Raw genomic sequence first — 22,735 nt, forward strand, 5'->3', positions numbered from 1 at the left:
CGGTACCACAAGGTCTTAACCTTCCGGTATCGTCGCTTTTATGCTTTGACACGTTCCATTTTCGGATCGTACAGCGGCTGCAAAGTGACTTCGCAGGGAACGCGTTGGGTAGCGACCTCCAGCTCGTACCTGCCGGATGTTACAAATCCCGGGTCGACCCCCTCGGGGTTGCGGACATAGCCGTAACCGATGGATTTGCCCACGGTGAAGCCATGGCCACCCGAGGTCAGCCAGCCGACGCGCTTGCCGTCGCGATAGATCGTCTCGCGGCCCAGCAGAATAACATCCGGGTCGACGGTGAAACAGGCCAGCATCTTTTTGACGCCTTCGGCCCTTTGTTTTTCCGACGCAGACCGGCCTTTGAAGTCGACGTTCTTGCGCAGCTTCACCGCCCAGCCCAGCCCGCTTTCGAATGGCGTGTGGTCAGCGCCGATTTCCGCACCCCAGGCGCGATACCCTTTTTCGAGCCGCAGCGATTCTATCGCCCGATAGCCCGCGTTCACCAAACCGTTCGGCTGGCCCGCAGCCATCAGGGCGGAATAAACCGTCTGGGCATATTCCACCGGCAGGTGCAGTTCCCAGCCAAGCTCTCCCACATAGGTCACGCGCAGTGCCTTAACCGGGCACCCGGCGATGCCGATTGTGCGGATCGTGCCGAACTTGAAGCGGTCGTTCGAAACGTCATCGCGCGTGACCTTCGCCAGAATATCGCGCGCTTTCGGGCCCATCAGCGACAGCACGGCATTGGATGAGGTGATATCAAAAAGCTGACAGTTGAGACCTTCGGGGATATTGCGGCTGATCCAGTCGAAATCATGGGTGGCAAAGCCGGTGCCGGTGACGATGTAAAACTCATCATGCGCGACGCGGCCCACGGTCAGGTCGCACTCGATCCCGCCCTTGTCGTTCAACATCTGCGTATAGGTCAGCGCGCCCACGGGCTTGTCCACGTCATTGGCGCAGATCCAGTTCATAGCGGCCAGCGCATCCGGACCCTTAAGGGCGAATTTGGCGAAAGAGGTCTGGTCGAACAGCACTGCCGCCTCGCGCGCGGCTTTGTGTTCGCGGCCCACGGCACTGAACCAGTTCTGACGGCCGAAGCTGTATTCATCCTTCGGTGTTTCACCCAGCGAGGCATCGGCGTACCAGTTCGGGCGTTCCCAGCCCAGTTTCTCACCAAAGCACGCGCCCTGATCTTTCAGTGTTTCATAGAGCGGAGATTTGCGGCAGGGCCGCCCCGAGTCGTGTTCTTCATGCGGCCAGCCCATCGTGTAGTGCTTGCCGTATGCCTCGATCGTGCGGGTGCGCACCCAGTCGGTGTCGAAATGCGGGCGGCCAAAGCGGCGGATGTCGGCGGACCACAAATCGAAAGGCGGCTCGCCCTTGTGGACCCATTCCGCCAGCGCCATGCCCGCTCCACCGCCAGCGGCGATGCCGAAGGCGTTGAAACCCGCGCCGACGAAGAAGTTGCGCAACTCTGGCGCTTCACCGATGATGAAATTGCCGTCGGGCGTGAAGCTTTCCGGCCCGTTGGTCAGCGTTTTGACACCCGCATTCTCCAAAGCGGGAACACGGCCAAGGGCCAGCTCCATCAGTTGTTCGAAATGATCGAAGTTGCTGTCGAGCAGCGTGTAGTGGAAGCCCTGCGGGATGCCTTTGGTTGCCCAGGGGATCGGGTTTGGCTCGTACCCTCCCATGACCAGCCCGCCGACCTCTTCCTTGTAGTATGTCAGCCGGTCCGGGTCGCGCAGGGTCGGCAGGTTGGAAGGCACGTCAAAGGGTTCCGTTACCATATATTGATGCTCCATCGGCACCAGTGGCACGTTGACGCCAAAACGTCCGGCAAATGTGCGGGTCCACTGACCGGCACAGCAGATCACCTTTTCGCATTCGATCCGGCCATGTTCGGTGATCACCGCACGGATCTTGCCATCTTCGATTTCGATATCGGTGACCTTGGTGTCCTCGAATATCTTCGCCCCGGCCATGCGTGCGCCCTTGGCCAGCGCCTGAGTGATGTCCGAGGGGTTCGCCTGACCATCCGTCGGCAGATACGCCGCGCCGATCACATCAGAGACGTCCATAAGCGGCCACAGGTCCTGCGCTTCGGAAGGGGTCAGAAGCTGCATGTCCAGACCGAAGGAATGCGCCGTTGTGGCCTGGCGTTTTACCTCGGTCCAACGTTCTTCGTTACAGGCCAGCCGCAGGCCGCCGTTCATCTTCCAACCGGTGCCGAGCCCGGTTTCCTCTTCGATCTTGTTGTACAGATCGACCGAGTAGCCCAGCAACTGCGTGATATTGGCGTTCGATCGAAGCTGGCCCACCAAACCGGCCGCGTGAAATGTCGTACCCGAGGTCAGTTTCTTGCGCTCCAGCAGTACCGTATCTGTCCAGCCCAGCTTGGCCAGGTGATACGCGGTCGAGCAGCCGATGATCCCGCCGCCGATGATGACGGCTTTGGCTGTTTTCGGAAGGTCGGTCATGTCTGTCCTCAGGTGTTTTTGAAGTCTGTCAGGGCCGCGCGGAACCGCGCGAGGTTTTCGGCTGTGTAGGCTGCGTAGTCGAAGTCGATATCCGAGGTGATTTCGGACACCATGCTCCACATCGTTTCGCGCAGCAGCGAGGCGCATTTCATGGCCGTGTAGCGATGGCGCAGATCGCCAGTGACTGGGGATTCAAAATAGGTCTCCAGCACCCAGTCTTCCTGTTCGGGCGAAAGGCCGTTGTTCGAAGCCAGCCCGCCCAAGTCAAAGAGCGGCGAGTTAAACCCGGCATAGTCGAAATCGATCAACCAGAGGCGGGTACCGTCGTCCAGAAAGTTGCCGCAAAGCAGATCGTTGTGGCCAAAAACCATGTCATATGGTCCCGCCTCAGCTTCGAGCCCGTCACTGATTTTCACCAGATCCGGGAGCAAAGCCGAATGGGTGCTTCCGCGTTCCTTGAGTGTAGCTGCGTAGTCACGGATGACGTGGAAGACCCAGAACACCAGCGACGGGCCGCGCAGATGCTTGGGGACCTCGATATGGCAGGCTTTCACCAGGTCCAGAACACGCGGCAGCGAGTCGGGGTGGCGAATGTCCTCTTCGGACAAGGTGCGGCTTTCGACGAACTCCAATACCGTCAGATCGCCCGAGGCGTGAACCACTGCAGGCGAAAGCCCAGCCGCATGGGCCGCCCTGTTGGCCGCCAGTTCATTGAAGCGCATCACCTGATGCAGGGGGATATCGTCTCCGACACGCACCACGTAGGAACCGCTGTCGTCGGTGATCTTGTAGTTTATGTTGGTGATGCCGCCGGTCAGAGGCGTTGCCTCAATATTTCCTTGCCAGATCGGCAGATCGCGGATGCGGGTCATCAGATCGGAATGGCTCATGTTAGCTCTCCAGTCCAAAGCGGATACGGGCCTGCCGGGCACCTGCATTGATCAGCCTGTCCGCAATGATGGCGATGAAGGCAATCGACAGACCAGCCACCAGACCCCGACCGGTGTCGGCCTTGGTCAGTGCGATATAGACCTCTTGCCCCAGATCGCGGGTACCGACGAGCGCGGTGATGACCAGCATCGACAGGGCCAGCATGATCGTCTGGTTGATGCCCAGCAGAATTTCGGGCAGGGCCATCGGCAGGCGGATATGGCGCAGCAGTTGCGTGCGGGTACAGCCAGAAACCAGCCCGGCCTCGATCAGGTCTTCGCTGACCGAACGCACACCGTGCGCGGCATAGCGCACTGCTGGGGCCAATGCGTAAAGCACGATGGCGATCAGTGCGGTGAAGTCGCCGACCCGAAACAGCATGACCACCGGGATCAGATAGACAAAGCTGGGCAGAGTTTGCAGCGTGTCGATCAGCAGATTGATCACCGTTCCGGCGCGTTTGTTCAGGGCCGCCAGCACGCCCAGAGGCACTCCGATCAGGGTTGCCAGAATGACCGATGCCCCGCAGAGGTATACCGTCACCATTGCCTTCGACCACAGGCCCGACACAAGGATCAGCGACGCCATACCGCCGCACAGCAGCGCCAATCTCCAGCCGCCTGCGTGCCAGCCCAGCAACGTCAGCATGGCAATGGCCCAGGGCCATGGGATGCCCAGCAGAACCGTCTTGATCGGGATCATGAACCAGGTCAGGAAAAAGACCTTGATCGCCTCGAACGTGTCGAAATAGTTGACGTTCAGGTATTCGACAGTGTTGTCCCAGAAGGCACCCGTGGTGATCGTCTGGCTTTCGGGATATTCCAGCAGCAGGGGTGAAAACTGGCCCAGAACCCATGTAACGACCAGCAGGATCAGCACGAGAACTGTCCGCCGATGGCGGGCGACCCACGAGCCCGGCGCCTCATGATGCACCTGCCCCATCCGTTCGGCAAAAGCCTGGCTCAGCCGGTCCACCGCGATGGCCAAAACAACGATGGCGATGCCAGCTTCGAACCCTGCGCCTATGTCCAGACGGCGCAGCGCGGCGAGGACGTCGAACCCCAGCCCTCCGGCCCCGATCATCGAGGCGATGATGACCATGTTCAGCGTCAGCATGATCACCTGATTGACACCCACCATCAGGCTGTGACTGGCCGAGGGCACCAGAACGCGCCACATCAGTTGCCGCTGTGTCGTGCCTGCCATGCGGCCAAAGTCCTGAATCTCGGGGTCAACGGCTTTCAGTGCCAGCGTCGTGATCCGAACCATCGGAGGCGTGGCGTAGATGATCGTCGCGACCAGAGCCGAGATCGGACCAAAGCCGAACATGAACAGGATCGGCACCAGATAGGCGAAGATCGGGATTGTCTGCATCAGATCGAGAATGGGTGAGATGATGCGTTCGAAGGTCGGGTTGCGATAGGCGATGATGCCGGTCAGCAGCCCCCCGCCCGCGCCGATCGGAACTGCAATCAGAACCGAAGCCAAAGTGACCATTGCGCTGTCCCATTGGCCAAAGACCGCAAGGTAGATGAAACAGCTACCAACTAACGCGGCCAGTGCCCAGTCGCGGCAATACTGGCCCAACGCGATCACTGCGGTGATCACCACGATCCAGCTGATGGCGGGCAGAATGACCTGAGCGTCATTGCCCAAACCGCTGACGAACCCATTGGCGAGTAGCGCCAGAACAAAGTTGTAAGGCTGTTCAATCAGCCAGGCGATGGCACGTGTGATATCGGTGAACGAAACCGGCCCGATGGCTGCGTCCTCGATCAGCCAGGTCATGGCCGAGGAAATATAGGTTTTGAACGGGATCACCCAGGCCGAGGGGAACTTGGTCAGCCAGCGGGCATCCATCACCTTGCCCAGATCGCGTCCGAACCAACCCAGCAGGATCGTTACCAGAACAAGCGTCAGGATGACAATCTGGCTGCGGTTCAGGCGGATCATGCCGCATCTCCGCCGCCGAACAGCACACGCGCCACGGCCTTGCGATCTATCGCGCCAACAATCTGGCCGTTTTCATCCGAAATCGGGATTGGGGTGTCCGATGCAATGATCCGTTCTGCCACGTCTGACACACGGGTTGATTGCGGTATGGGATCGCCATCGCCACTGGCCCCCGCGCGCATGACGCCGCCGACGGTCAGCACTTTTGAGCGGGGAATATGGCGGGTGAATTCGGCCACGTAGTCGGTGGCGGGATGCATCACCAGCTCTTCCGGGGTGGCGATCTGGATCACTTGGCCATCTTTCATGATGGCGATGCGGTCGGCCAGACGCACGGCCTCTTCGAAGTCGTGGGTAATGAAGACGATGGTTTTATGCAGCCGCTCCTGCAGGCGCAGAAACTCATCCTGCATCTCGCGCCGGATCAGCGGATCGAGGGCCGAGAACGGCTCGTCCAGAAACCACAGGTCCGGTTCCGTCACCAGCGAGCGGGCGATTCCGACGCGCTGTTGCTGTCCGCCAGAAAGTTCGCGCGGGTAGTAATCCTCGCGTCCTTTCAGACCTACCAGCTCCACCACGTCGCGCGCCTTGGCCTCTGCCTCGGCTTTTGGTTTAGCCTGAATGGTCAATGGGAACATGACGTTTTGCAGAACGGTCAGATGCGGCAATAGGGCAAAGTGCTGGAATACCATGCCCATCTTGTGGCGGCGGATTTCTATCAGCTCTTTCTCGTTGGCGCGCAGCAGATCGGTGTCATCGAACAGAACTTCTCCGCCCGTTGGTTCGATCAGCCGTGACAGGCAACGCACCAAAGTCGACTTGCCCGATCCGGACAGGCCCATGATGACGAAAATCTCTCCCTCGGTGATTTCGATGTTGGCGTTGCGCACCGCCCCGATGACGCCTGCGTTGCGAATCTCATCCGCCGATGGGTTCGGGTGTTGCCGCAGCAGCGATTCCGCATTTGGACCGTACAGTTTCCATACATTACGGCAGGACAATTTTGTCTTGGGGGTCATCTGGTGTGTCCAGTCAGAGAATGGAAAAGGCCGGAACGGGTGGGGAGAGGGAGCTTGCCCGCTCCGGCAAAAGGCGGATTACTTGGAGATCCAGCCGGACCAGCGGTCCTTGTTGGCGCCCATCCAATCCGCAACAACCGTATCGATTTCCACGCCTTCCAGATCGGCCTTTCCGACCATCGCGCTCATTTCATCGTTGTTGATATTGTAGGCCTCGATGATGTCATAAGCCCCGGGCCATTTTTCCTGCAAACCGGACCAGGCCGCTTTCCAGATCGGACCACGCGGCTTGCCGCAGTCGTAGGCCAGGTTCGGGTTCACACCGACCGACGGATCGCTGTAGCATTCGGCCGAGAAAGGCGGAAACTCCACGAACTCGCCGTCATATTTCGCGGGCGCCCAATGGGGTACGTAAACCCACAGCATGATCGGGTCTTCCCGCTGATAGGCGGATTCCAATTCTGCAAACAGGGCTGCATCGGTTCCCGCGTGGACAACTTCGAACTCCAGTTCCAGCGCCTCGACACGCTCTTCGTCAAATCCGCCCCAGGTTACAGGGCCGCCAACGTAGCGCCCGTTTGGTGAAGTCTCGGCAGTTGCGAATTCTTCGGCACAGTCTTTCAGCGCTTCCCAGTTGGGCAGACCCGGGCAGCGGTCTTTCATGTAGGACGGATACCACCATTCCTCGATCGCCATCAGGCCGGTTTCACCGACATTGACGACATTGCCGGTGGCGGTCGCCTCGTCCAGAGCCTCGCGTCCGGTGGTTTCCCAGATTTCCATCGCCAGATGCAGGTCGCCCGTCTTCAGGCCTGCGAATTGCGCGATATAGTCCGCCTGAACGTATTCGACGTTGTATCCAGCCTCTTGCAGGATCGAGCCCATGATCTTGGTGTTGATCAGCTGACCGGACCAGTCGTGCAGTGTCAGTTTGATCGGGTCGGTCGACTCTGCGGCCCATGTTGCCGAGGTCACACCGGCAGCTGCCAAGGCAAGTGCACAGAGTCCCAGATTGCGTTTCATCATACCATCTCCCTGTCGTGGTTTTTTCTGGTGAATCGGTGGTATTCCCTCCAGACGACCATAACGTGGGGTTTTGTGTCAATAAAAACCACGTAAAGCCACATAAATACTCAAATCACGCCGCTCAAACCGTTGATTTTTCGTGTGGCGTTGCTTTCTGTGGGTGTTGTGATATGCCTGAATGCCACTTCAAGATCGATATCCAATGCCCGAGAACATGAACCTAAAGACGACCAATCAACGCGAAGAAGAGATCCTGCGAGAGCTGTTTCAGGCCGGCGGATCGTGCCGGGTAAGCTTTCTGGCCAATCAACTGGGCGTCACGTTGGAAACCATCAGACGCAATGTTCGCAATCTGGAAGAGCGCAGTATCGTGCGAAAGGTCCATGGCGGTGTTCATCTGGTCGAAGACATCCTGGAACCAACGCTGGAAAGCCGTCTGGACAAAAAGGTCGACGCCAAGGAAAAACTGGCCAAGGCCGTTGCGAAGATCATCAGCGATGGGGATTCCGTGTTTCTTGATATCGGATCGACCACGGCCTATGTCGCAAGGGCTCTCAGGGATCATAAGGGTCTGTTTATAGTCACCAATTCCGTTTTCGTCGCCAATGAACTGGCCTCAAGAAACAACAACAGGGTTTTCATGGCCGGTGGCGAGCTGCGCCCCCACGATGGCGGCGCATTTGGTGTGGAGGCTCAGGACCTGATCAAGCGGCTGAACGTCAGGTTTGCCGTTCTGTCGGCAGGCGCGGTCAACGCGGATCTGGGTTTCATGCTGCACGATCTGCAAGAGGCCAACCTGGCCCGTATTGCGATTGACCGGGCACAAGTTCGCGTGGTGGTGGCAGATGGCGAGAAACTGGGCAAACGCGCACCGGTCACTTTGGAAGCATCGGGCAAAATCGATCTGTTCTTCACGGACACCCAGCCGTCACAGGAGATTCGTTCAATGCTCGCGCTGAACGAAATTGATCTTGTCGTTCCCGATTAAGCTTGTGCCCGTGACGCAGCCCTACCTGGCTTCCTTCAGGCCCTCGATCTGCAGATCGAAACCGGCCTGAATATGCGCTGTGAATGTCTCGAGCGCTTCGGTTGCATCGCCCGTTGCGATGGCATCGACAAGCGTCAGATGGTCCCCCAGCGATTTCGAAATGTCCACGTTTTCAATCGCAGAAAACAGGTGAAAGGCCATCGCCTTGCCCCAGATCATGTCGAACATATCCAGCAGGAATTTGTTGCCCGCTTCAATCATGAAGGCACGGTGAATGCGCCGGTTTGCAATGAAGTAGTCCCGGGTCGAGCCGTTGATCAAATCCTCTTCGCGTCGAATCAAGTCTCGCAGCCGGTCCAGCACTTCGGGTTCTGCGTGAACCGCCAGAATGCGCGCTGCTTGCCCTTCGATGGCTGCACGCGCCTGATACAACTGCCTGACCTCGGCCTGATCCATGCGCGCCAGACGGAAGCCGCCGCTGGCGGCAACTTCCAATACCCCTTCGGTTTCCAGCCGCATCAATGCTTCACGGACCGGTGTACGGCTGATATTCAGTTCGGCCGCCAGCTTTTCCTGCACCAGCCGGTCTTCTGCTGAAATCTCGCGGCTCATGATGGCCTCGACCAGCTGATCGTAAACCTCGTCAGCCAGTCTTCTGCGTTGAGTTTTAATTTCTTTCAGAGCCACTCGGAGCCTCTCTTTCCGCATTTTGTGAATTCTGTATTCAAAAAAGCAACCGGTGCCAAGGCGATTGGGCTTGCTATTGTTCGTGTACTGTATACAGTATACAGACGCGAATGAACAGGGAGCTCTTCATGTGTGGAATCGCTGGAAGGATTCTGGCCGCGCCCGGTAAGGTCGGGGCGGACCTGGTAGACCTGATGGACGCGCAGGAACATCGCGGCGCGGACAGCACCGGGTTTGCAATCTATGGGCCACCACGGGAAGCAGGATACGTTCTGCGGGGCATGGGGTTCAAAAAATCCCGGCAAAGCTCGGATCTGGATGCGTTTGAGGCGGTATTGAAAGAACACGGCTCAGAGTTCCTGTCCGACCCAAAAATTTTGACGGATGAAAATCAGCACTATTGCTTTCGGATGGAAATCTCGGACCCTGCGGATTTGCAGGCATGGGTCCGTGATGCGGATGAATTGACCGACCGGATCGAAATTCAGTCCTGCGGACGCAGCCTCGAGATCATCAAGGATATCGGCGGAGCAGAGGCCGTGTCCGAGAAACACGGTGTGCGCGACATGGTTGGGACCCATGGTCTGGGGCATGCGCGGCTGGCCACCGAAAGCTCGGTTCTGCCAAACGCTTCGCACCCGTTCTGGGCGCGGCCTTTCTCGGATGTGGCGATTGTCCACAACGGGCAGATCACGGACTATTTCACGTGGCGTGACAGACTTACCCGGATGGGCTATCGCTTTCTGACCGAAAATGACAGCGAACTGATTGCGGTCTGGGTCAGTGACCAGATGAAGGCAGGCCTGACGATGGAGCAGGCGCTGAAGAAGTCGATCACCTCGATCGACGGGGTTTTCACATACATGATCGCAACGCCGAACGGGATTGGCTTTGCCAAGGATCGCTTCGCCATGAAGCCGCTGGTCGTCGTCAATCGCAACGGCGATCTTGCCGCCGCGACGGAGGAGCAGGCGGTGCGTCGGGTGATGACCGAGGAATGCGACGTGATCAATTACGACGGCCCGTCGCTGACAGGTATCTGGGGTGTCGGAAACCGGAGCCTGGCGGCATGAGCGAGGTAGCAAGGCAGATGGATGAGATCGTCATCGAAGTCGGGAAACGGCATATTCGCGAAGTGAATCAGGACATCATGGCAGCGTGTGCCACAGGGCGTCCCATCCGGGTGGTCGATACGTTGTCGCGGCATAATCTGGGTGTGGGGTTGCCGGACAATGTGGACATCACGTTCGAAGGGTCCGTTGGCTACTACTGCGGCGGGTTGAACACCGGAGCAAACATCACGATCGAACGCAACTGCGGCTGGGCCGTGGGCGAGGGAATGGCCAAGGGCCACATAACCGTTGGCGGCTATGCGGGCATGTCCTGTGGGGCCGCAATGATCGGCGGCACGATCCATGTCAAAGGGGACGCCGGGCCCCGCGTCGGCGTTGCCATGAAGGGCGGAAATATCGTGGTGGAAGGCAAGATCGGGTATCAATCCGGTTTCATGGCGCATTCCGGGCGGATCATTGCCTTGGGCGGAGCGGGCGAGTCCTGTGCCGATGCCCTGTGGCAAGGAGAGGTTTGGGTGGCGGGCGAGGTCGACAGCCTTGGCGTCGATGTCGATGTACTTGAACCGACGGCCGAGGAAGTCGCCGAGGTCGACGCCATTCTTGACCCACTCGGGCTTGTCGACAGTTCACGGAACTGGAGAAAAATGGTGTCCGGTCAACGTCTTTGGTATTTTGAAAGCAGGGATGCAAGCGCATGGCTCATGATCTGAGTAAACCCTATGACTATCCGTTCGATGTAGCCCCGGAAGAGGAAATCCGGTTTCGCGACGCGGGCGCAATCGAAGGTCGCCCGGCCGGGGTGCCGTCCTCGTATGACGAAGGTGGATCGACGCGATGGACGCCCGAGGCGATTTCCGAGGTGCACGCGCTGGCGCAGTTGGGACGCTATCAGGTTCGCGGCTACAACACGTTCAACAAGCAGATGCCAACCTTTGACGATTTGACATTTGTTCCGGCGACCATGACCCGTCTGCCGTTGGAGGGGTATCGTGAAAGCTGCGACACCACGACCGTTCTGGGTGGTGGCCGCGGCCTTGTCGAGCGCCCGCTGGAACTCAAGATTCCCATCTACATCGCATCCATGTCGTTCGGCGCGTTGTCGGCGTCAGCCAAGGCATCGCTGGGCTATGGGGCCTCGAAAGTGGGCACCATGACCTGCACGGGCGAAGGCGGCATGCTGGAGGAGGAGCGCGAAGCCTCCCAACGCCTTCTCTACCAGATGTCGCCCGCCCGCTATGGTGTGGATCTGGATCACCTGCGCCGCGCGGATGCGCTGGAAATCGTCGTGGGGCAGGGGGCCAAGCCGGGAACCGGCGGCCTGCTGCTGGGCATGAAGGTCAGCCCGCGGGTCAGCCAGATGCGAACACTGCCCGAAGGGGTGGATCAGCGTTCGACTATCCGCCACCCGGATTTCCTCGGAGCTGACGATCTGGCGGTGAAGATCGAGGAATTGCGGATCGCGACCAATTATCAGGTGCCGATTTTCATCAAAATGGGCGCGACACGTCCCAGGTTCGACGTGGCGGTTGCGGCCAAGGCAGGCGCCGATGTCGTGGTTGTTGACGGGGCAGAGGGCGGTACCGGGGCATCCCCCGAACTGCTGCTGAATCACACCGGCATTCCGACCATGAGCGCCATTCGCGCCGCGCGCGAGGCTTTGGACGATTGCGGTATGACCGGCAAGGTCTCACTTGTGGCAGCCGGGGGTATCCGCTCGGGAGTGGATGCAGCCAAATGTCTGGCATTGGGTGCCGATGCGGTGATGATTGGCAACGCAGCGATGGTCGCGCTTGGGTGCAACAGCCCCAGGTATCTCGACGACTACACCGCTTTGGGGACATCGCCCGGTGCATGCCACCATTGCCATACAGGCCGTTGTCCGGTTGGCGTCGCAACGCAGGACCCTGAACTTGAGGCGCGCATGAACCCCCATGCCGGTGCGGAACGTATCGCCCGGTATCTGACGGCCATGACGATGGAGATCACGGCGCTGGCCAAGGCTTGCGGCAAATCCTCGGTCCACAATCTGGAAACCGAAGACCTGCGCGCACTCAGCTTTCAGGCGTCGGCCTTCACCGGGGTCAAGATGGCGGGCATAGACCGGGCTTTCGACTGGTGAGGATCGCTCTGCTTGAGATGACCAGCCACCCGCTGCCGTTGCTGGAGGGTTTGCCGCGAACCGCGCAGCAGATCCGCGAGTGGATCGAACCGCATTTGCCGGAAGCAGAGTTCTTTGTGGCGAATGTCGTGGATGGTGCCGCTCTTCCGGCGTTGTCCGATTTTGAAGGGGTCATTGTCGGAGGTTCCGAGTTCGGCGTTTACGACGACACGGAGTGGATGCAGCCCCTACGCTTGTTCCTGCAAGACTGTCGGGACCAGAGCAAACCTGTCTTCGGAATTTGCTTCGGCCATCAGATCATGGCCGATGTCTATGGCGGAAAGGCGGAAAAGGCGCTGATCGGCAACATTGTTGGTTGTCGCGCCTTTGACTACGAAGGCGGTAATCCGGACGCTTATGTTTGGCATCAGGATCAGGTGACCAAGGTGCCTCCGACGGCTCGGGTTACGGGTTCGGCTGATCACTGTCCTGTCGGGGCGCTTGATTACGAGTTTCCTGCCCGGTCGGTTCAGTTTCATCCCGAATACACGGCGGAACATTTGCGCGACCTGTTCATTCGGGGTCGCGACATCATTGTGACGCCAGAGGATGCGGATGCCGGCCTGGCAGCGCTCAGGACAGCGAATGTTCCGGGCGATCTGGCCGCGTCGCAGGCTGCAGCTTTGTTTCGGGGAACATATCGGACTCAGCAGCGCGAATAGCCGGCAGCACCATTTGATCCTGATCAATTCTCCGGCGAGCTTGTCATGTATACTGAATACAAGGCAGGGCAAAGGAGGTGTCAGATGTCCGGTTACTCAGGTTTCTTTCAGTCCATTGCGCGGATCGTTGGCGCGCCCCGCACGGAACATGTGGACGATCGCGAGTTGTCAGATCTGGGGCTTTCCCGCGCGGATTTGGCGATGCTGCGCTCGGGTGCGCCACAGGCACGCGAGCGCATCCTTGCGATGGCTCGGCAGTTCGGGTTGACGGAAGATGACCTGAACGCGCACGCCAACCTTGGCCTGGAGCTTGCCGAAAAATGCGGCCATTGCCTGCAGGCGGAAACATGCCGCGACGCCATTCGGGCCGGAGCCCGGCTGCCGCAGGAAAAATGTCCCAATGCTGGCTTGTACCGCGCCTTGTCCGAAGTTTAGCGGCCGCTTGGGCTTTCTTTTGGGCTGAGTTTTCTGCGTCCGGCGACCCTGAACCGGTCAGCCGTGCCAAAATCTTTCATGCCGACACCTGCAGCGAATTCAGCAAACACAGGAGCATGCTTGAACAGATGCCCTGAGCATCCCCCGGCAAATAACACGTTGTCATGTTCCGGGTGCCAGTCGACGATAAAATGAGTGTCCGGTGTCAGGATGATCTGGTTGAACTTCGAATCTACGACACGCTCGCCTTCCAGGCCCGGCAAACGGTGGCGAATATAGCTGCGTGTGCGACCCAGCGTTTCCTGACGGATCAGGCGTTCGTCGTTGTCCAGGTCGATCTTGTCGGGGATCACAACAGCCGCCTTGACACCAGACCCCTCGGACGAGGGCAGGCCAAATGACCCCTGACCATGATCGATCCAGCAGGGCATTCGGCTCATATCGAAGTCCTCGGACCCATCTGGCGTCGAGGTGTAAAGGACATTGACGCCAACCACCGTTGAAATCGGCTTGATTGTTTTGGGGAACATGTCCGCCATCCAGGGGCCTGTCGCAATGACGATCAGATCAGCCTCAAGCGGTTTGCCGTCCAGCATCGGACGCTCATAGCCGTCCGTGGTGACACGTCCCCGCTGCACGATTCCCCCAGCGCGCCGGAACAGATCCAGTCCGGTCAACACGCAGCGATGCGCCATCAGCATTCCGGCTTCGGGCTCGAACAGTGCATATTCGATATCGGACACCCGAAACTGGGGGAACCGCGATTCGATCTCGTGCTGATCGAACTTGTAGTAAGGCACGCCAACCTTGTCGAAAGTCTGCGCGGTTGCGTCTTCCCAGTCACAATGGCCGCCGGTGGCCAGAATCAGGGCGCCGCATTCATACATCAGGTTCTGTCCGCTTTCGGCCTGAAGCTCGAGCCAGCGCAGGCGGCTTTCGCGCGCCCATCGGGTATAGAACTCATCCCGTCCCGATATGGCGCGGATCACCCGGTTGTAATCCGTTGAAGATGCACGGGAATGACCGGGTTCCCACCTGTCGATCAATGTCACCGCCTCGCCCCTTCGTTGCAGTGTGAGCGCCGTCATGACGCCGACGATGCCGCCCCCGACAACGATGACCGAGCTTTTGGACATGACGCAGATTTTCCTTGTTTCTGGATTGTCTTTGTGAATACTGTATACAGAATACAGCATTTATAAAGCTAAAAAACAGGGAGAGCGCATCAATGAGTTCGGGGTTTGATCTGCCCGAGGGCACGCATACCGTCATTCTTGGCGTCGGCGATCTGAACGGCATCATGCGGGGCAAGCGCATTCCGGCCAGCCATTGGGATCATGTGTGCAACAGCGGCAATGCGCTCTCGATTGCTTTGATGGCAATCGATATGACCTGCGATGTCTGGGACACGCCCTATGTCAATTTCGACAACGGCTATCCCGACATGCATGTTTTCCCGATGACCAAACCGGTCGCTGTTCCGTGGGAGCCGGGCGTGGCGGTCTGCTTTGGCCGCGCCGAAGGTATGGACCACAAGCCGGTGCCCATCGATCCGCGCCAGGCTCTGGTGCGTCAGGTCGAGCGCGCGCGCGACATGGGCTTCGAGGTCAATCTCTCCGAGCTGGAATTCTATCTGCTGGACCCTGAAACCGGGCAGCCGCGTGACAGCGGAATTCAGGTCTATGGATTGGGTCGGGCGGCAAGAATGGAGCATATCGTTGGGCCCATTCGTCAGCAGATCAATGAATGCGGCATTCCGATCGAACAGTCGAACCCGGAATATGCCGCCGGCCAGATCGAAGTGAACATTCGCTATGGCGAAGCGCTGGCTGCTGCAGATCGCGTTGTTCTATTCAAGTCGCTGATCCGCCAGTTGGGCATCGCCCACGGGTATCTGGCGACCTTCATGCCCAAGCCGTTCTTTGACCAGTCCGGCAACGGCTTTCACACACATTATTCGCTGTGGAAGGACGGAAAGAACGTTTTTGCCGAAAATGGCAAGATCAACGACACAGGTAAGTCTTTCATCGCCGGGCTGCAGAAGCGGATGTGCGAAAGTGCGATCTGCGGTAGCGGAACAGTCAATGGTTACCGTCGCCGCCAACCGTATACCTTCTGTCCGATCAACGCGAGCTGGGGATACGACAACCGCACTGTCGGTATCCGTATCATCGAAGGATCCGACAGCGCTGTGCGTGTCGAAAAACGCGATGCCGGTGCGGATGCCAATCCCTATCTGCTGCTCGCCGCCGAAATCGCCGCAGGTCTGGACGGGATCGAGCAGGGCCTGACCCCAACCGACCCCACAACCGGCAATGCATACGAGGATGGCATTGGTGATCCCATTCCGACCGATCTGCCAACCGCCATCGAACTGGCGCGTGGGTCCGAGTGGCTGCGCGACGCAATGGGCGAGATGCTGTGGGAGTTGCTCTTGCAGCAGGCCGAACGCGAGCTGGAGTTTTTCAACCAACAGGTCACTCAGGTCGAGCTTGACCGCTATCTGAGGACATTCTGATGCACCTCGGCAAGGTTGCGGGAACGGTTACGGCAACGGCAAAGGACGCCAGATTGGTCGGTCTGAAACTGCTGGTGACAGACCTGATCGACAGCGACGGCAATCTGATCGATCCGGCGCGCGTTGCAGCGGATACATGCGGCGCGGGCGTGGGTGACACGGTGCTGATCGCGACAGGCTCGGCCGCACGAATGGCGGCGGGGTTGTCCACCGCTCCGGTGGATCTGGCGATTATCGCGGTGGTCGATCGCGTTTCAACGAACTGAAACACAACACACAAATCAATAGCCTTCGGAGGATAGGAAAAATGGCGAAACCAGTGGCAGGGCAGATGGCCCTGGGCATGATCGAAACCCGCGGTCTTGTTGGGGCGATCGAAGCAGCGGACGCAATGGTCAAGGCGGCCAGCGTGGCGATTGTCGGCCAGACCAAAGCTGGCGGCGGTCTGGTGACAACCCTTGTGCGCGGCGAAGTCGGCGCCGTCAAAGCCGCAACAGATGCGGGCGCAACTGCAGCCAACAAAGTTGGTGAAGTGGTGTCGGTCCACGTGATTGCGCGCCCGCATGATGAGCTTGAAGCCATTATCGACGGGCTCGGAGCCGGATCTTCGGCCTGATCCATCGCCGCTAAGGAGACATTATGTCAGCCGGATTTGAGGATTTCACCCGTGCGGTGACGCGGGGCGCCACCCGCGACGCCCCTGCCGCGCGCAGCATTGAGCGTTTTGCAGTGCTGGGCGGCGGACCGGATGCCCGCCTTTTGGCAGCGCTATGTCTGGCTGAAGGGGCCGATGTCACACTTTTTTCGGCCTATGGAGCCGAGCTTTCGCTGCTGACCCAATCTTCGGGCATTGGTATCCGGGGTGACGGTCCTGTGGGCACCTATCAGGTGAACCGGGACGGGCCATCGGTGCAAACAACAGCGGAACTGGATGCCGCTGTTCGGGACGCACAAGTGATCTTTCTGACCGGACCCGTTCACAAGCAGCGTACCTATGCCATGGTTCTGGCTGATCACCTGAGTGACGGCCAGGTTTTGGTACTGGCCCCCGGGCGGTCTCTGGGCGCTGTCGAAGCCGCCTGGATGCTGCGCATCGGGGGGTGTCGGGCGGATGTAACGCTGGTTGAAATTCTGGGTTTGCCCTACTGGTTCAGCGCCGAAGGTGCTGGGCTGACCCTGTCCACAGCCGCACCAATGGCGGCGGCAACGCTGCCACGCGGCCGCAACAACATCCTTGAAGCCTTGAACAACATTCTGCCGAACCTTCACCCGGTGGATTCTGTCCTGGCTTCCGGATTTCGTGACCTGTCCGCGGCCGTGGAAATACCTGCCCTGACCCTTGGCGGGCAGGGGATGGGCAACGGCGGCCCCGATGTTCCGATGGGGGGCGTTTCGCTGGAGGCAAACCAGACTTTTGCCTCGCTCATCGGCGCCGATCAGATCGCCGTCATCGAAGGATTGGCCGAGGAACGGAGACAGGTCGCGGCTGCGTTTGGAGTCCGAAACCTGCCGGAAACGTCGGACTGGATCGCCACCTTTGCCGGGGCTGAAAGGGGGTCGGGTTCCCGGCCTGTGCCGGATCGACAGGCCGCACGCCACCTGATGCGTGACGGTGTGCTTGGCTCGCTGGTCCCGCTGGTGTCTGCTGCAAGGTTGGCCGGTCAGCCCGTTCCTTTGACAGAGAGTCTGATCACCATGACAGACCGTATTCTTGGCGCTGACGTCGCGGCGGCAGGGCGCAGGCTTGAAACCATCGGAATAACCGCAGGCGATGTCGATCAGGCGCGTCGTATCTTTGACACTATTGCCACTGGAGCCTCGTGATGGACGCAGATCTGAAATCCATCGCCGCCGCGCGGCGCGCTGCTGAAACGGCGTTCGAGGCGTACCGGGCCTTTCTCGGGACCGATCCGGCACAGGTGGATGCCATCGTGGACGCCATGGCCCGCGCCATTGAACCCGAGGCTGAACGGCTGGGGCGGCTGGCGGTCGAGGAAACCGGATACGGCAATGTCCCGGACAAACGGGTCAAGAACCTTTTCAATGCCTTGTCAGTTGCGGATTATTTGCGGGATGTAACGACATTGGGCCTGTTGTGGCGGGATGATGCCACAAAGGTCGCGGCCTTTGGGGAACCGATGGGCGTGGTGGCCGCCCTTATTCCGGTCACCAACCCGACCTCAACCATCATCTACAAAGTGCTGTCAGCAGTGAAAGCGGGCAACGCGATTGTCTGCGCGCCCCATCCGCGAGGCGTGGGGTGCGGAATCGAAACCGTCCACATCATGGCGCGGGTGGCCGAACAGATGGGTGCACCCAACGGGCTGATCCAATGCCTGGATGCAGTGACCATTCAGGGCACGGCCGAGTTGATGAAGCACCGCCGTACGTCGGTTGTTATGGCGACAGGTGGCCCGGCTATGGTCAAGGCCGCCTATTCCAGCGGCAAGCCGACATTGGCGGTCGGGGCGGGCAACGTGCCGTGTTATGTGCACAAATCGAAGGCGCGCGATCTGGCGGAAGTGGCCGAGATGATCGTCACATCGAAAAGCTTCGACTACGGCACCGCCTGTGTCAGCGAGCAGGCCGTGGTGGCCGACCCGGAAATATCCCGTGACCTGCGGCATGAACTCAAGCTGAAGGGAGCTTATTTCTGCACCCCGGCCGAGGCGGATCGACTGGCGAAAGTGATTTTCAAGGGTGTGCGGGCAATGGACCCCGATAGGGTCGGGCAAAGCCCGCAGGCCCTGGCCGATGCCGCCGGTTTCTCGATTCCGCCGCGCACCCGTTGTCTGGTCTCTGAAGAAAGCGAAGTGGGTTGGCAACGCCCGCTATCGGCGGAAAAACTGAACCCGGTGCTGGCTTTCTACGAGGCGAAATCCACTGACCACGGCATCGAACTGGCGCAGTCCATCGCGCGGTTCGAAGGTTGGGGACACTCTTCGGTCATCCATTCGGACGACCCCGAGGTTGTCGCCCGCTTTGCCACCGTACCCACGGGACGCGTGCTGGTGAACACGCCGGGGATCATGGGTGGCATGGGCTATTCCACAGATCTGGAGCCGTCTTTCATGCTGGGCACTGGCACGTGGTCGGGGTCGATCACGTCGGACAACGTGACGGCCCTGCATCTCATCAACATCAAGCGGGTCGCTTATGAAAGCAGACCCTGGCGCGACATTTATGAGGAGTATGGCGCATGAGCGAGATCACGATCCGGGCGCTGATGCAGATCGACAACCTGCAACCGAAATTCGCGGCCTACAACGGCGCGACGGTGCAGGGCTCGGTGCCTTTGTCCGGGGACACAGTGCTGATCGGAGAGTTTGCGCCGGGCAATGGGGTGTTTTCGCTGATCGATCGCGCGCTCAAGGCGTCTTCGGTAGAGGCAACAACGCAGATGGTGGAACGAGAGTTCGGGTTTTTTATCCTGCGCTCACCTTCAAATGCCGAGGTGTCTGCGGCCCGAGATGCGATGCTGGCCGAACTTGGGGCTTCGATGTCGGACCGTCTGAAGCCCGCAATCAGTTCGACTCAGATCATCACAAGCGTTGAACCTTATCAGGCGCAATTGCTGAACAAGTGGCGCAAGGGCGCTCTCATCGTTCCCGGACAAACACTGGGGATCGTCGAATGCGCACCAGCCGCCTACATCTCTATCGCCGCGAACGAGGCGGAAAAGGCAGCCGAGATAGACATCGTCGAAGTGCGCGCGGTGGGCCGGTTTGGCCGCCTGTTCATCTCGGGGTCGGAAAACTCGGTCAAAACCGCCGTCGAAGCGGCAACCCGCGCCATCGAGGCGGTGGACGGGCAGGCAGGCTGATGGCTGCTTCGCGGGTCATAGGCTCGGACGCGGTCGAGGACGCGCGCCGCCGTGGCAGGATCGTGTTCGAAGTTCTGCCCGGCGACATCGTCACGGCGCTGGCCCGGGAAACGGCGGAGCGCATCGGCATCACCCTGGTGGACGGACCGCTGGAGCGACCACAGGCGCCGCGCACAGATGGCGTCGTTTCGATGCGCCGCGTGCTTTATCGCCGCTCACCCAAGTGGGTTGCGCCTGCGCGGGCACCGCGCAAGGCCCGCAGGCTGGGCAAGCTGGCGCTGATCGGTGTAGGTGGCGTTGGTGGCAATATCGCACATCTGGCAGCGATGGCGGATATCGCGGATGAAATCGCCCTGATCGACATTGCTCCGGGTCTGGCAGCTTCGACAGCGCTGGACCTCAATCACACGTCCGGCATCACTGGTGCCCGTGTCCGATGCGTCGGAGGGGAATCTCTGGATCTGGTGGCAGGTGCCGAGGTGGTCGTCGTAACCGCCGGGCGCGCACGCCGCCCGGGCATGACCCGTGCTGACCTGATCGATGTGAACGCGCGTGTGATCCGCCAGTCGGCAGAAGCGATCCGTTCAGCCGCACCAAACGCCATCGTGATTGTCGTAACAAACCCTCTGGATGAAATGACGTTCGAGATGTTGCGGGCCACTGGCTTCGCGCGGGAACAGGTTCTGGGCATGGCGGGAACGCTGGACAGCAGCCGGTTCCGCAACGCACTTGCCATGGCCGCGGGGGTCTCTCCCGCTGATGTCGAGGCCTTTACCCTTGGCAGTCACGGCGACGAAATGGCGCCGATCCCCAGTCGCGCCCGGATCAAGGGACGGGCGCTTGAGGTCTTTCTGTCACCGGATCAAATTGAAGCATGCGTACAGGACGCGATCACAGGCGGCGGGCAGGTCGTCGCGCTCAAGAAATCCGGTTCGGCGACGATTGCCCCGGCCCATGCCTCGATTGAACTGATCGATCACATCAGGGGCGCTCGGTCCGGTCCGGTTCCGGTGTCTGTGATGTTGCAGGGCGAATACGGAATTGATGGCGTGGTGCTGGGCGTGCCCGCACATCTTGGCGCCGGTGGACTGGTCGAGGTTGAGGAACTGCGCCTGACGGACCAGGAACAGGCAGGGCTGCAAGAAGCAGCTGATGCGATCCGGTTGAGGCTGGGTCTGTGACCCTTCGGTCGTGGAAGTCCGGCGGGCGGTTTGAAGAGGTCGCATCGTATTCCCGCGCCAAGCGGATCGGACCATTTGTCTGGGTCGCCGGGACGACTGCGATTGAACCAACAGGGCGTATTTATGCGCCGGGCGATGTGGGCGCGCAAACACGTTATGTCCTGTCCCGTACCGAAGACGCGCTAAAGGCTGTCGGGGCAGAGTTGCGCCATGTGGGCCGGGTGCGCGCATACCTGACCGATCTGTCAAAAGCGGGCGAATTCGCGCGTGTGCACGGAGAGTTTTTCAAGGGTATCGATCCGGTTCTGACCGCTGTTCAGGCAGGCCTGACCCAACCCGGTCTGATGGTGGAGATCGATGTGGACGCCGTGATCCACGATGAAAGCGGTAAAATCGGCGGATTCTGAACATGAGTTTTCAAGAAAGGATTTGATCGATCCATCTTCTTGTGTACTGTATACAGAATACAAGAACGGCATAATGAGACACAGGGAGCAAAACTGATGATCAAGACAGCGCTACTTAGCGGAACATGCATCGCGCTCATGGCCTCGACGGCCGGAGCAGAAATTAAGGTTGGGTTTATTGGGTCGCTTTCCTCGGACACCGGGCTGTCGACGCTTCGCGGGGCAGAAGTCGCGATTGAGGAGCTAAACGCCAATGGCGGCGTGATGGGCGAGCAGATCATACTGGTCTCTGCCGATACCGGGCAGGATCCGACCGAAGGCGTACGCGCTTATGAATACCTGGCCGAGACCGAAGAGGTTGATTTCATCATATCGGGCTCGATCGACGATGTGTCGCTTGGCTGGCTGCCCCGGATGCAGGAATACCGCATTCCGACGCTGGACACCTGGACATCCTATATCGGCATCATCGACATGGTGGTCGAAGATCCCGAGGGCATGGCGCCCTATTTCATGAACATCGCCTCGGACGAGGCGTTGGCCACGCTTTACATCAATTTCGGCGCGGATGTCCTGAAGGAAAAGATGGGCTGGGATTCCGTTGTCATTCTGGCCGAGGACACCGCCTTTGGCGAAGCGATCACCGGACTTGTGACCGAAGCGCTTGCACCGGTCGCCGGGATCGAGGTCAAGGATATCATTACGTATGACGTGGCCACCGTCGATTTCGCGCCGATCTTCAGCCGTGCGCAGGATACAGGGGCCGACTTCATCTATCAGGTCTCGTCCGTTAACTCTCAGGTTGTGTCGTCGCAATATGTGAAATTGCAAGTGCCGATGGCGATGACGGGCGTCAACGTATCCGCGCTGGGTATGGAGTATTGGGAAGACACGGGCGGCGCCGGCGGCGGCATCTCGACCCTGTCCCCGATCCCTTCGGTTGGGTTCAGGCTGGATCCGGCAAGCCAGGCTTTTGTCGACACCTATCAGGCCAAGTATGACAGTCGCCCGTTGCTGCCGCATTTCAACGGGTTCAACGCCTATCACGGTCTTAAGCAGGCCATGGCTGCTGCCGAAGAAGCTGGTGGTTTCGACAATGTCGAAGGCTGGGCCGATGCGATGAAGAAGCAGGATCTGGTCCTGGAGATGGATGGTCAGCTGTGGTTGCGCTATGCCTTCTGGGGCGATGATGAGGTCGAACCCGTAACCGGCCGTACCTATCCGCATAACATTCGCTTTGATCTGTCCGAGCCGTTTGATGACGCCGCACCGTCCATGGTTGTCGTGCAGTGGTACGAGGACGGAACCGCCGCTGTTGTGTACCCAGAGAAATACGCGACGGGCGAGTTTACCCTGCCAAGCTGGGTCAAAAACTGATCCGGTCGTTCACAT

Annotated in this window: 22 protein-coding genes; 15 read left to right on the forward strand and 7 right to left on the reverse strand. The window is 59.5% G+C overall.

Annotated elements, in window-relative coordinates; genetic code table 11:
* Positions 1-38: 38 nt before the first annotated feature.
* The 5 genes from ACR0J8_RS14910 to ACR0J8_RS14930 all read right to left on the reverse strand — a co-directional run bounded on the left by ACR0J8_RS14910 (position 39) and on the right by ACR0J8_RS14930 (position 7,408).
* The gene (locus ACR0J8_RS14910) at positions 39-2,483 is read right to left on the reverse strand and encodes a GcvT family protein (protein WP_480890916.1); all 2,445 of its coding nucleotides are present in this window, start codon (positions 2,481-2,483) and stop codon (positions 39-41) included.
* Between the two features lie 8 nt (positions 2,484-2,491).
* Positions 2,492-3,373, reverse strand: coding sequence for a phosphotransferase (locus tag ACR0J8_RS14915; protein ID WP_480890919.1), 882 nt, complete (start codon positions 3,371-3,373; stop codon positions 2,492-2,494).
* A gap of 1 nt (position 3,374) precedes the next feature.
* A complete protein-coding gene (locus ACR0J8_RS14920; protein ID WP_170619626.1) occupies positions 3,375-5,366 on the reverse strand; it encodes an ABC transporter permease subunit in 1,992 nt (663 codons plus the stop codon).
* Positions 5,363-6,385, reverse strand: coding sequence for a quaternary amine ABC transporter ATP-binding protein (locus ACR0J8_RS14925; protein WP_480525863.1), 1,023 nt, complete (start codon positions 6,383-6,385; stop codon positions 5,363-5,365). Before ACR0J8_RS14925 ends, ACR0J8_RS14920 begins: the two co-directional genes overlap by 4 nt.
* Before the next feature lie 78 nt (positions 6,386-6,463).
* Positions 6,464-7,408 (reverse strand): ABC transporter substrate-binding protein, encoded by a 945-nt coding sequence (locus ACR0J8_RS14930; RefSeq protein ID WP_480890921.1) that lies wholly within the window; start codon positions 7,406-7,408, stop codon positions 6,464-6,466.
* A gap of 205 nt (positions 7,409-7,613) precedes the next feature.
* Here ACR0J8_RS14930 and ACR0J8_RS14935 point away from each other — a divergent pair, with 205 nt between their 5' ends.
* Entirely contained in the window at positions 7,614-8,399 is a 786-nt protein-coding gene (locus ACR0J8_RS14935; RefSeq protein WP_480890924.1) for a DeoR/GlpR family DNA-binding transcription regulator, read from the forward strand.
* Positions 8,400-8,420: 21 nt separating this feature from the next.
* On the opposite strand, the gene ACR0J8_RS14940 is transcribed toward ACR0J8_RS14935, so the two are convergent.
* Entirely contained in the window at positions 8,421-9,086 is a 666-nt protein-coding gene (locus tag ACR0J8_RS14940; RefSeq protein WP_480525869.1) for a GntR family transcriptional regulator, read from the reverse strand.
* Positions 9,087-9,214: 128 nt separating this feature from the next.
* Between ACR0J8_RS14940 and ACR0J8_RS14945 the strand changes: the two genes are divergently transcribed.
* From ACR0J8_RS14945 to ACR0J8_RS14965, 5 genes are all read left to right on the forward strand, one after another.
* On the forward strand, positions 9,215-10,159 hold the full coding sequence (locus ACR0J8_RS14945; RefSeq protein WP_480525871.1) for a class II glutamine amidotransferase domain-containing protein: 945 nt from the start codon (positions 9,215-9,217) through the stop codon (positions 10,157-10,159).
* Positions 10,156-10,869: a GltB/FmdC/FwdC-like GXGXG domain-containing protein gene (locus ACR0J8_RS14950; protein ID WP_170611714.1), complete on the forward strand. Its 714-nt coding sequence runs from the start codon at positions 10,156-10,158 to the stop codon at positions 10,867-10,869. Before ACR0J8_RS14945 ends, ACR0J8_RS14950 begins: the two co-directional genes overlap by 4 nt.
* Positions 10,854-12,278 (forward strand): FMN-binding glutamate synthase family protein, encoded by a 1,425-nt coding sequence (locus ACR0J8_RS14955; protein ID WP_170679065.1) that lies wholly within the window; start codon positions 10,854-10,856, stop codon positions 12,276-12,278. Before ACR0J8_RS14950 ends, ACR0J8_RS14955 begins: the two co-directional genes overlap by 16 nt.
* A 17-nt stretch (positions 12,279-12,295) precedes the next feature.
* On the forward strand, positions 12,296-12,979 hold the full coding sequence (locus ACR0J8_RS14960) for a type 1 glutamine amidotransferase (RefSeq protein ID WP_480890928.1): 684 nt from the start codon (positions 12,296-12,298) through the stop codon (positions 12,977-12,979).
* 84 nt (positions 12,980-13,063) lie between these two features.
* The gene (locus ACR0J8_RS14965) at positions 13,064-13,414 is read left to right on the forward strand and encodes a hypothetical protein (RefSeq protein WP_170806739.1); all 351 of its coding nucleotides are present in this window, start codon (positions 13,064-13,066) and stop codon (positions 13,412-13,414) included.
* On the opposite strand, the gene ACR0J8_RS14970 is transcribed toward ACR0J8_RS14965, so the two are convergent.
* Positions 13,411-14,550: an FAD-dependent oxidoreductase gene (locus ACR0J8_RS14970; protein ID WP_480525876.1), complete on the reverse strand. Its 1,140-nt coding sequence runs from the start codon at positions 14,548-14,550 to the stop codon at positions 13,411-13,413. The genes ACR0J8_RS14965 and ACR0J8_RS14970 overlap by 4 nt on opposite strands.
* A gap of 92 nt (positions 14,551-14,642) precedes the next feature.
* Between ACR0J8_RS14970 and ACR0J8_RS14975 the strand changes: the two genes are divergently transcribed.
* The 9 genes from ACR0J8_RS14975 to ACR0J8_RS15015 all read left to right on the forward strand — a co-directional run bounded on the left by ACR0J8_RS14975 (position 14,643) and on the right by ACR0J8_RS15015 (position 22,720).
* On the forward strand, positions 14,643-15,932 hold the full coding sequence (locus ACR0J8_RS14975) for a glutamine synthetase family protein (RefSeq protein WP_480890931.1): 1,290 nt from the start codon (positions 14,643-14,645) through the stop codon (positions 15,930-15,932).
* Positions 15,932-16,198 (forward strand): EutN/CcmL family microcompartment protein, encoded by a 267-nt coding sequence (locus tag ACR0J8_RS14980; protein WP_480525880.1) that lies wholly within the window; start codon positions 15,932-15,934, stop codon positions 16,196-16,198. The genes ACR0J8_RS14975 and ACR0J8_RS14980 overlap by 1 nt, the downstream gene beginning before the upstream one ends.
* Positions 16,199-16,239: 41 nt before the next feature.
* Entirely contained in the window at positions 16,240-16,548 is a 309-nt protein-coding gene (locus ACR0J8_RS14985; protein WP_117869464.1) for a BMC domain-containing protein, read from the forward strand.
* Between the two features lie 23 nt (positions 16,549-16,571).
* On the forward strand, positions 16,572-17,756 hold the full coding sequence (locus tag ACR0J8_RS14990; protein ID WP_480525882.1) for a hypothetical protein: 1,185 nt from the start codon (positions 16,572-16,574) through the stop codon (positions 17,754-17,756).
* Positions 17,756-19,135, forward strand: a complete 1,380-nt coding sequence (locus tag ACR0J8_RS14995; RefSeq protein ID WP_480525884.1) for an aldehyde dehydrogenase family protein — start codon at positions 17,756-17,758, stop codon at positions 19,133-19,135. Before ACR0J8_RS14990 ends, ACR0J8_RS14995 begins: the two co-directional genes overlap by 1 nt.
* Positions 19,132-19,755, forward strand: a complete 624-nt coding sequence (locus ACR0J8_RS15000) for a BMC domain-containing protein (protein ID WP_170611731.1) — start codon at positions 19,132-19,134, stop codon at positions 19,753-19,755. Before ACR0J8_RS14995 ends, ACR0J8_RS15000 begins: the two co-directional genes overlap by 4 nt.
* Positions 19,755-20,936 carry a malate dehydrogenase gene (locus tag ACR0J8_RS15005; protein WP_480525886.1) on the forward strand — a complete coding sequence of 394 codons (1,182 nt, stop codon included), beginning with the start codon at positions 19,755-19,757 and terminating at the stop codon, positions 20,934-20,936. The genes ACR0J8_RS15000 and ACR0J8_RS15005 overlap by 1 nt, the downstream gene beginning before the upstream one ends.
* Entirely contained in the window at positions 20,933-21,343 is a 411-nt protein-coding gene (locus ACR0J8_RS15010) for a Rid family hydrolase (protein ID WP_480890936.1), read from the forward strand. Before ACR0J8_RS15005 ends, ACR0J8_RS15010 begins: the two co-directional genes overlap by 4 nt.
* A gap of 96 nt (positions 21,344-21,439) precedes the next feature.
* Positions 21,440-22,720 carry an ABC transporter substrate-binding protein gene (locus ACR0J8_RS15015; protein WP_480525890.1) on the forward strand — a complete coding sequence of 427 codons (1,281 nt, stop codon included), beginning with the start codon at positions 21,440-21,442 and terminating at the stop codon, positions 22,718-22,720.
* Positions 22,721-22,735 lie beyond the last annotated feature (15 nt).

The sequence above is a fragment of the Ruegeria sp. N11 genome, assembly GCF_056531525.1.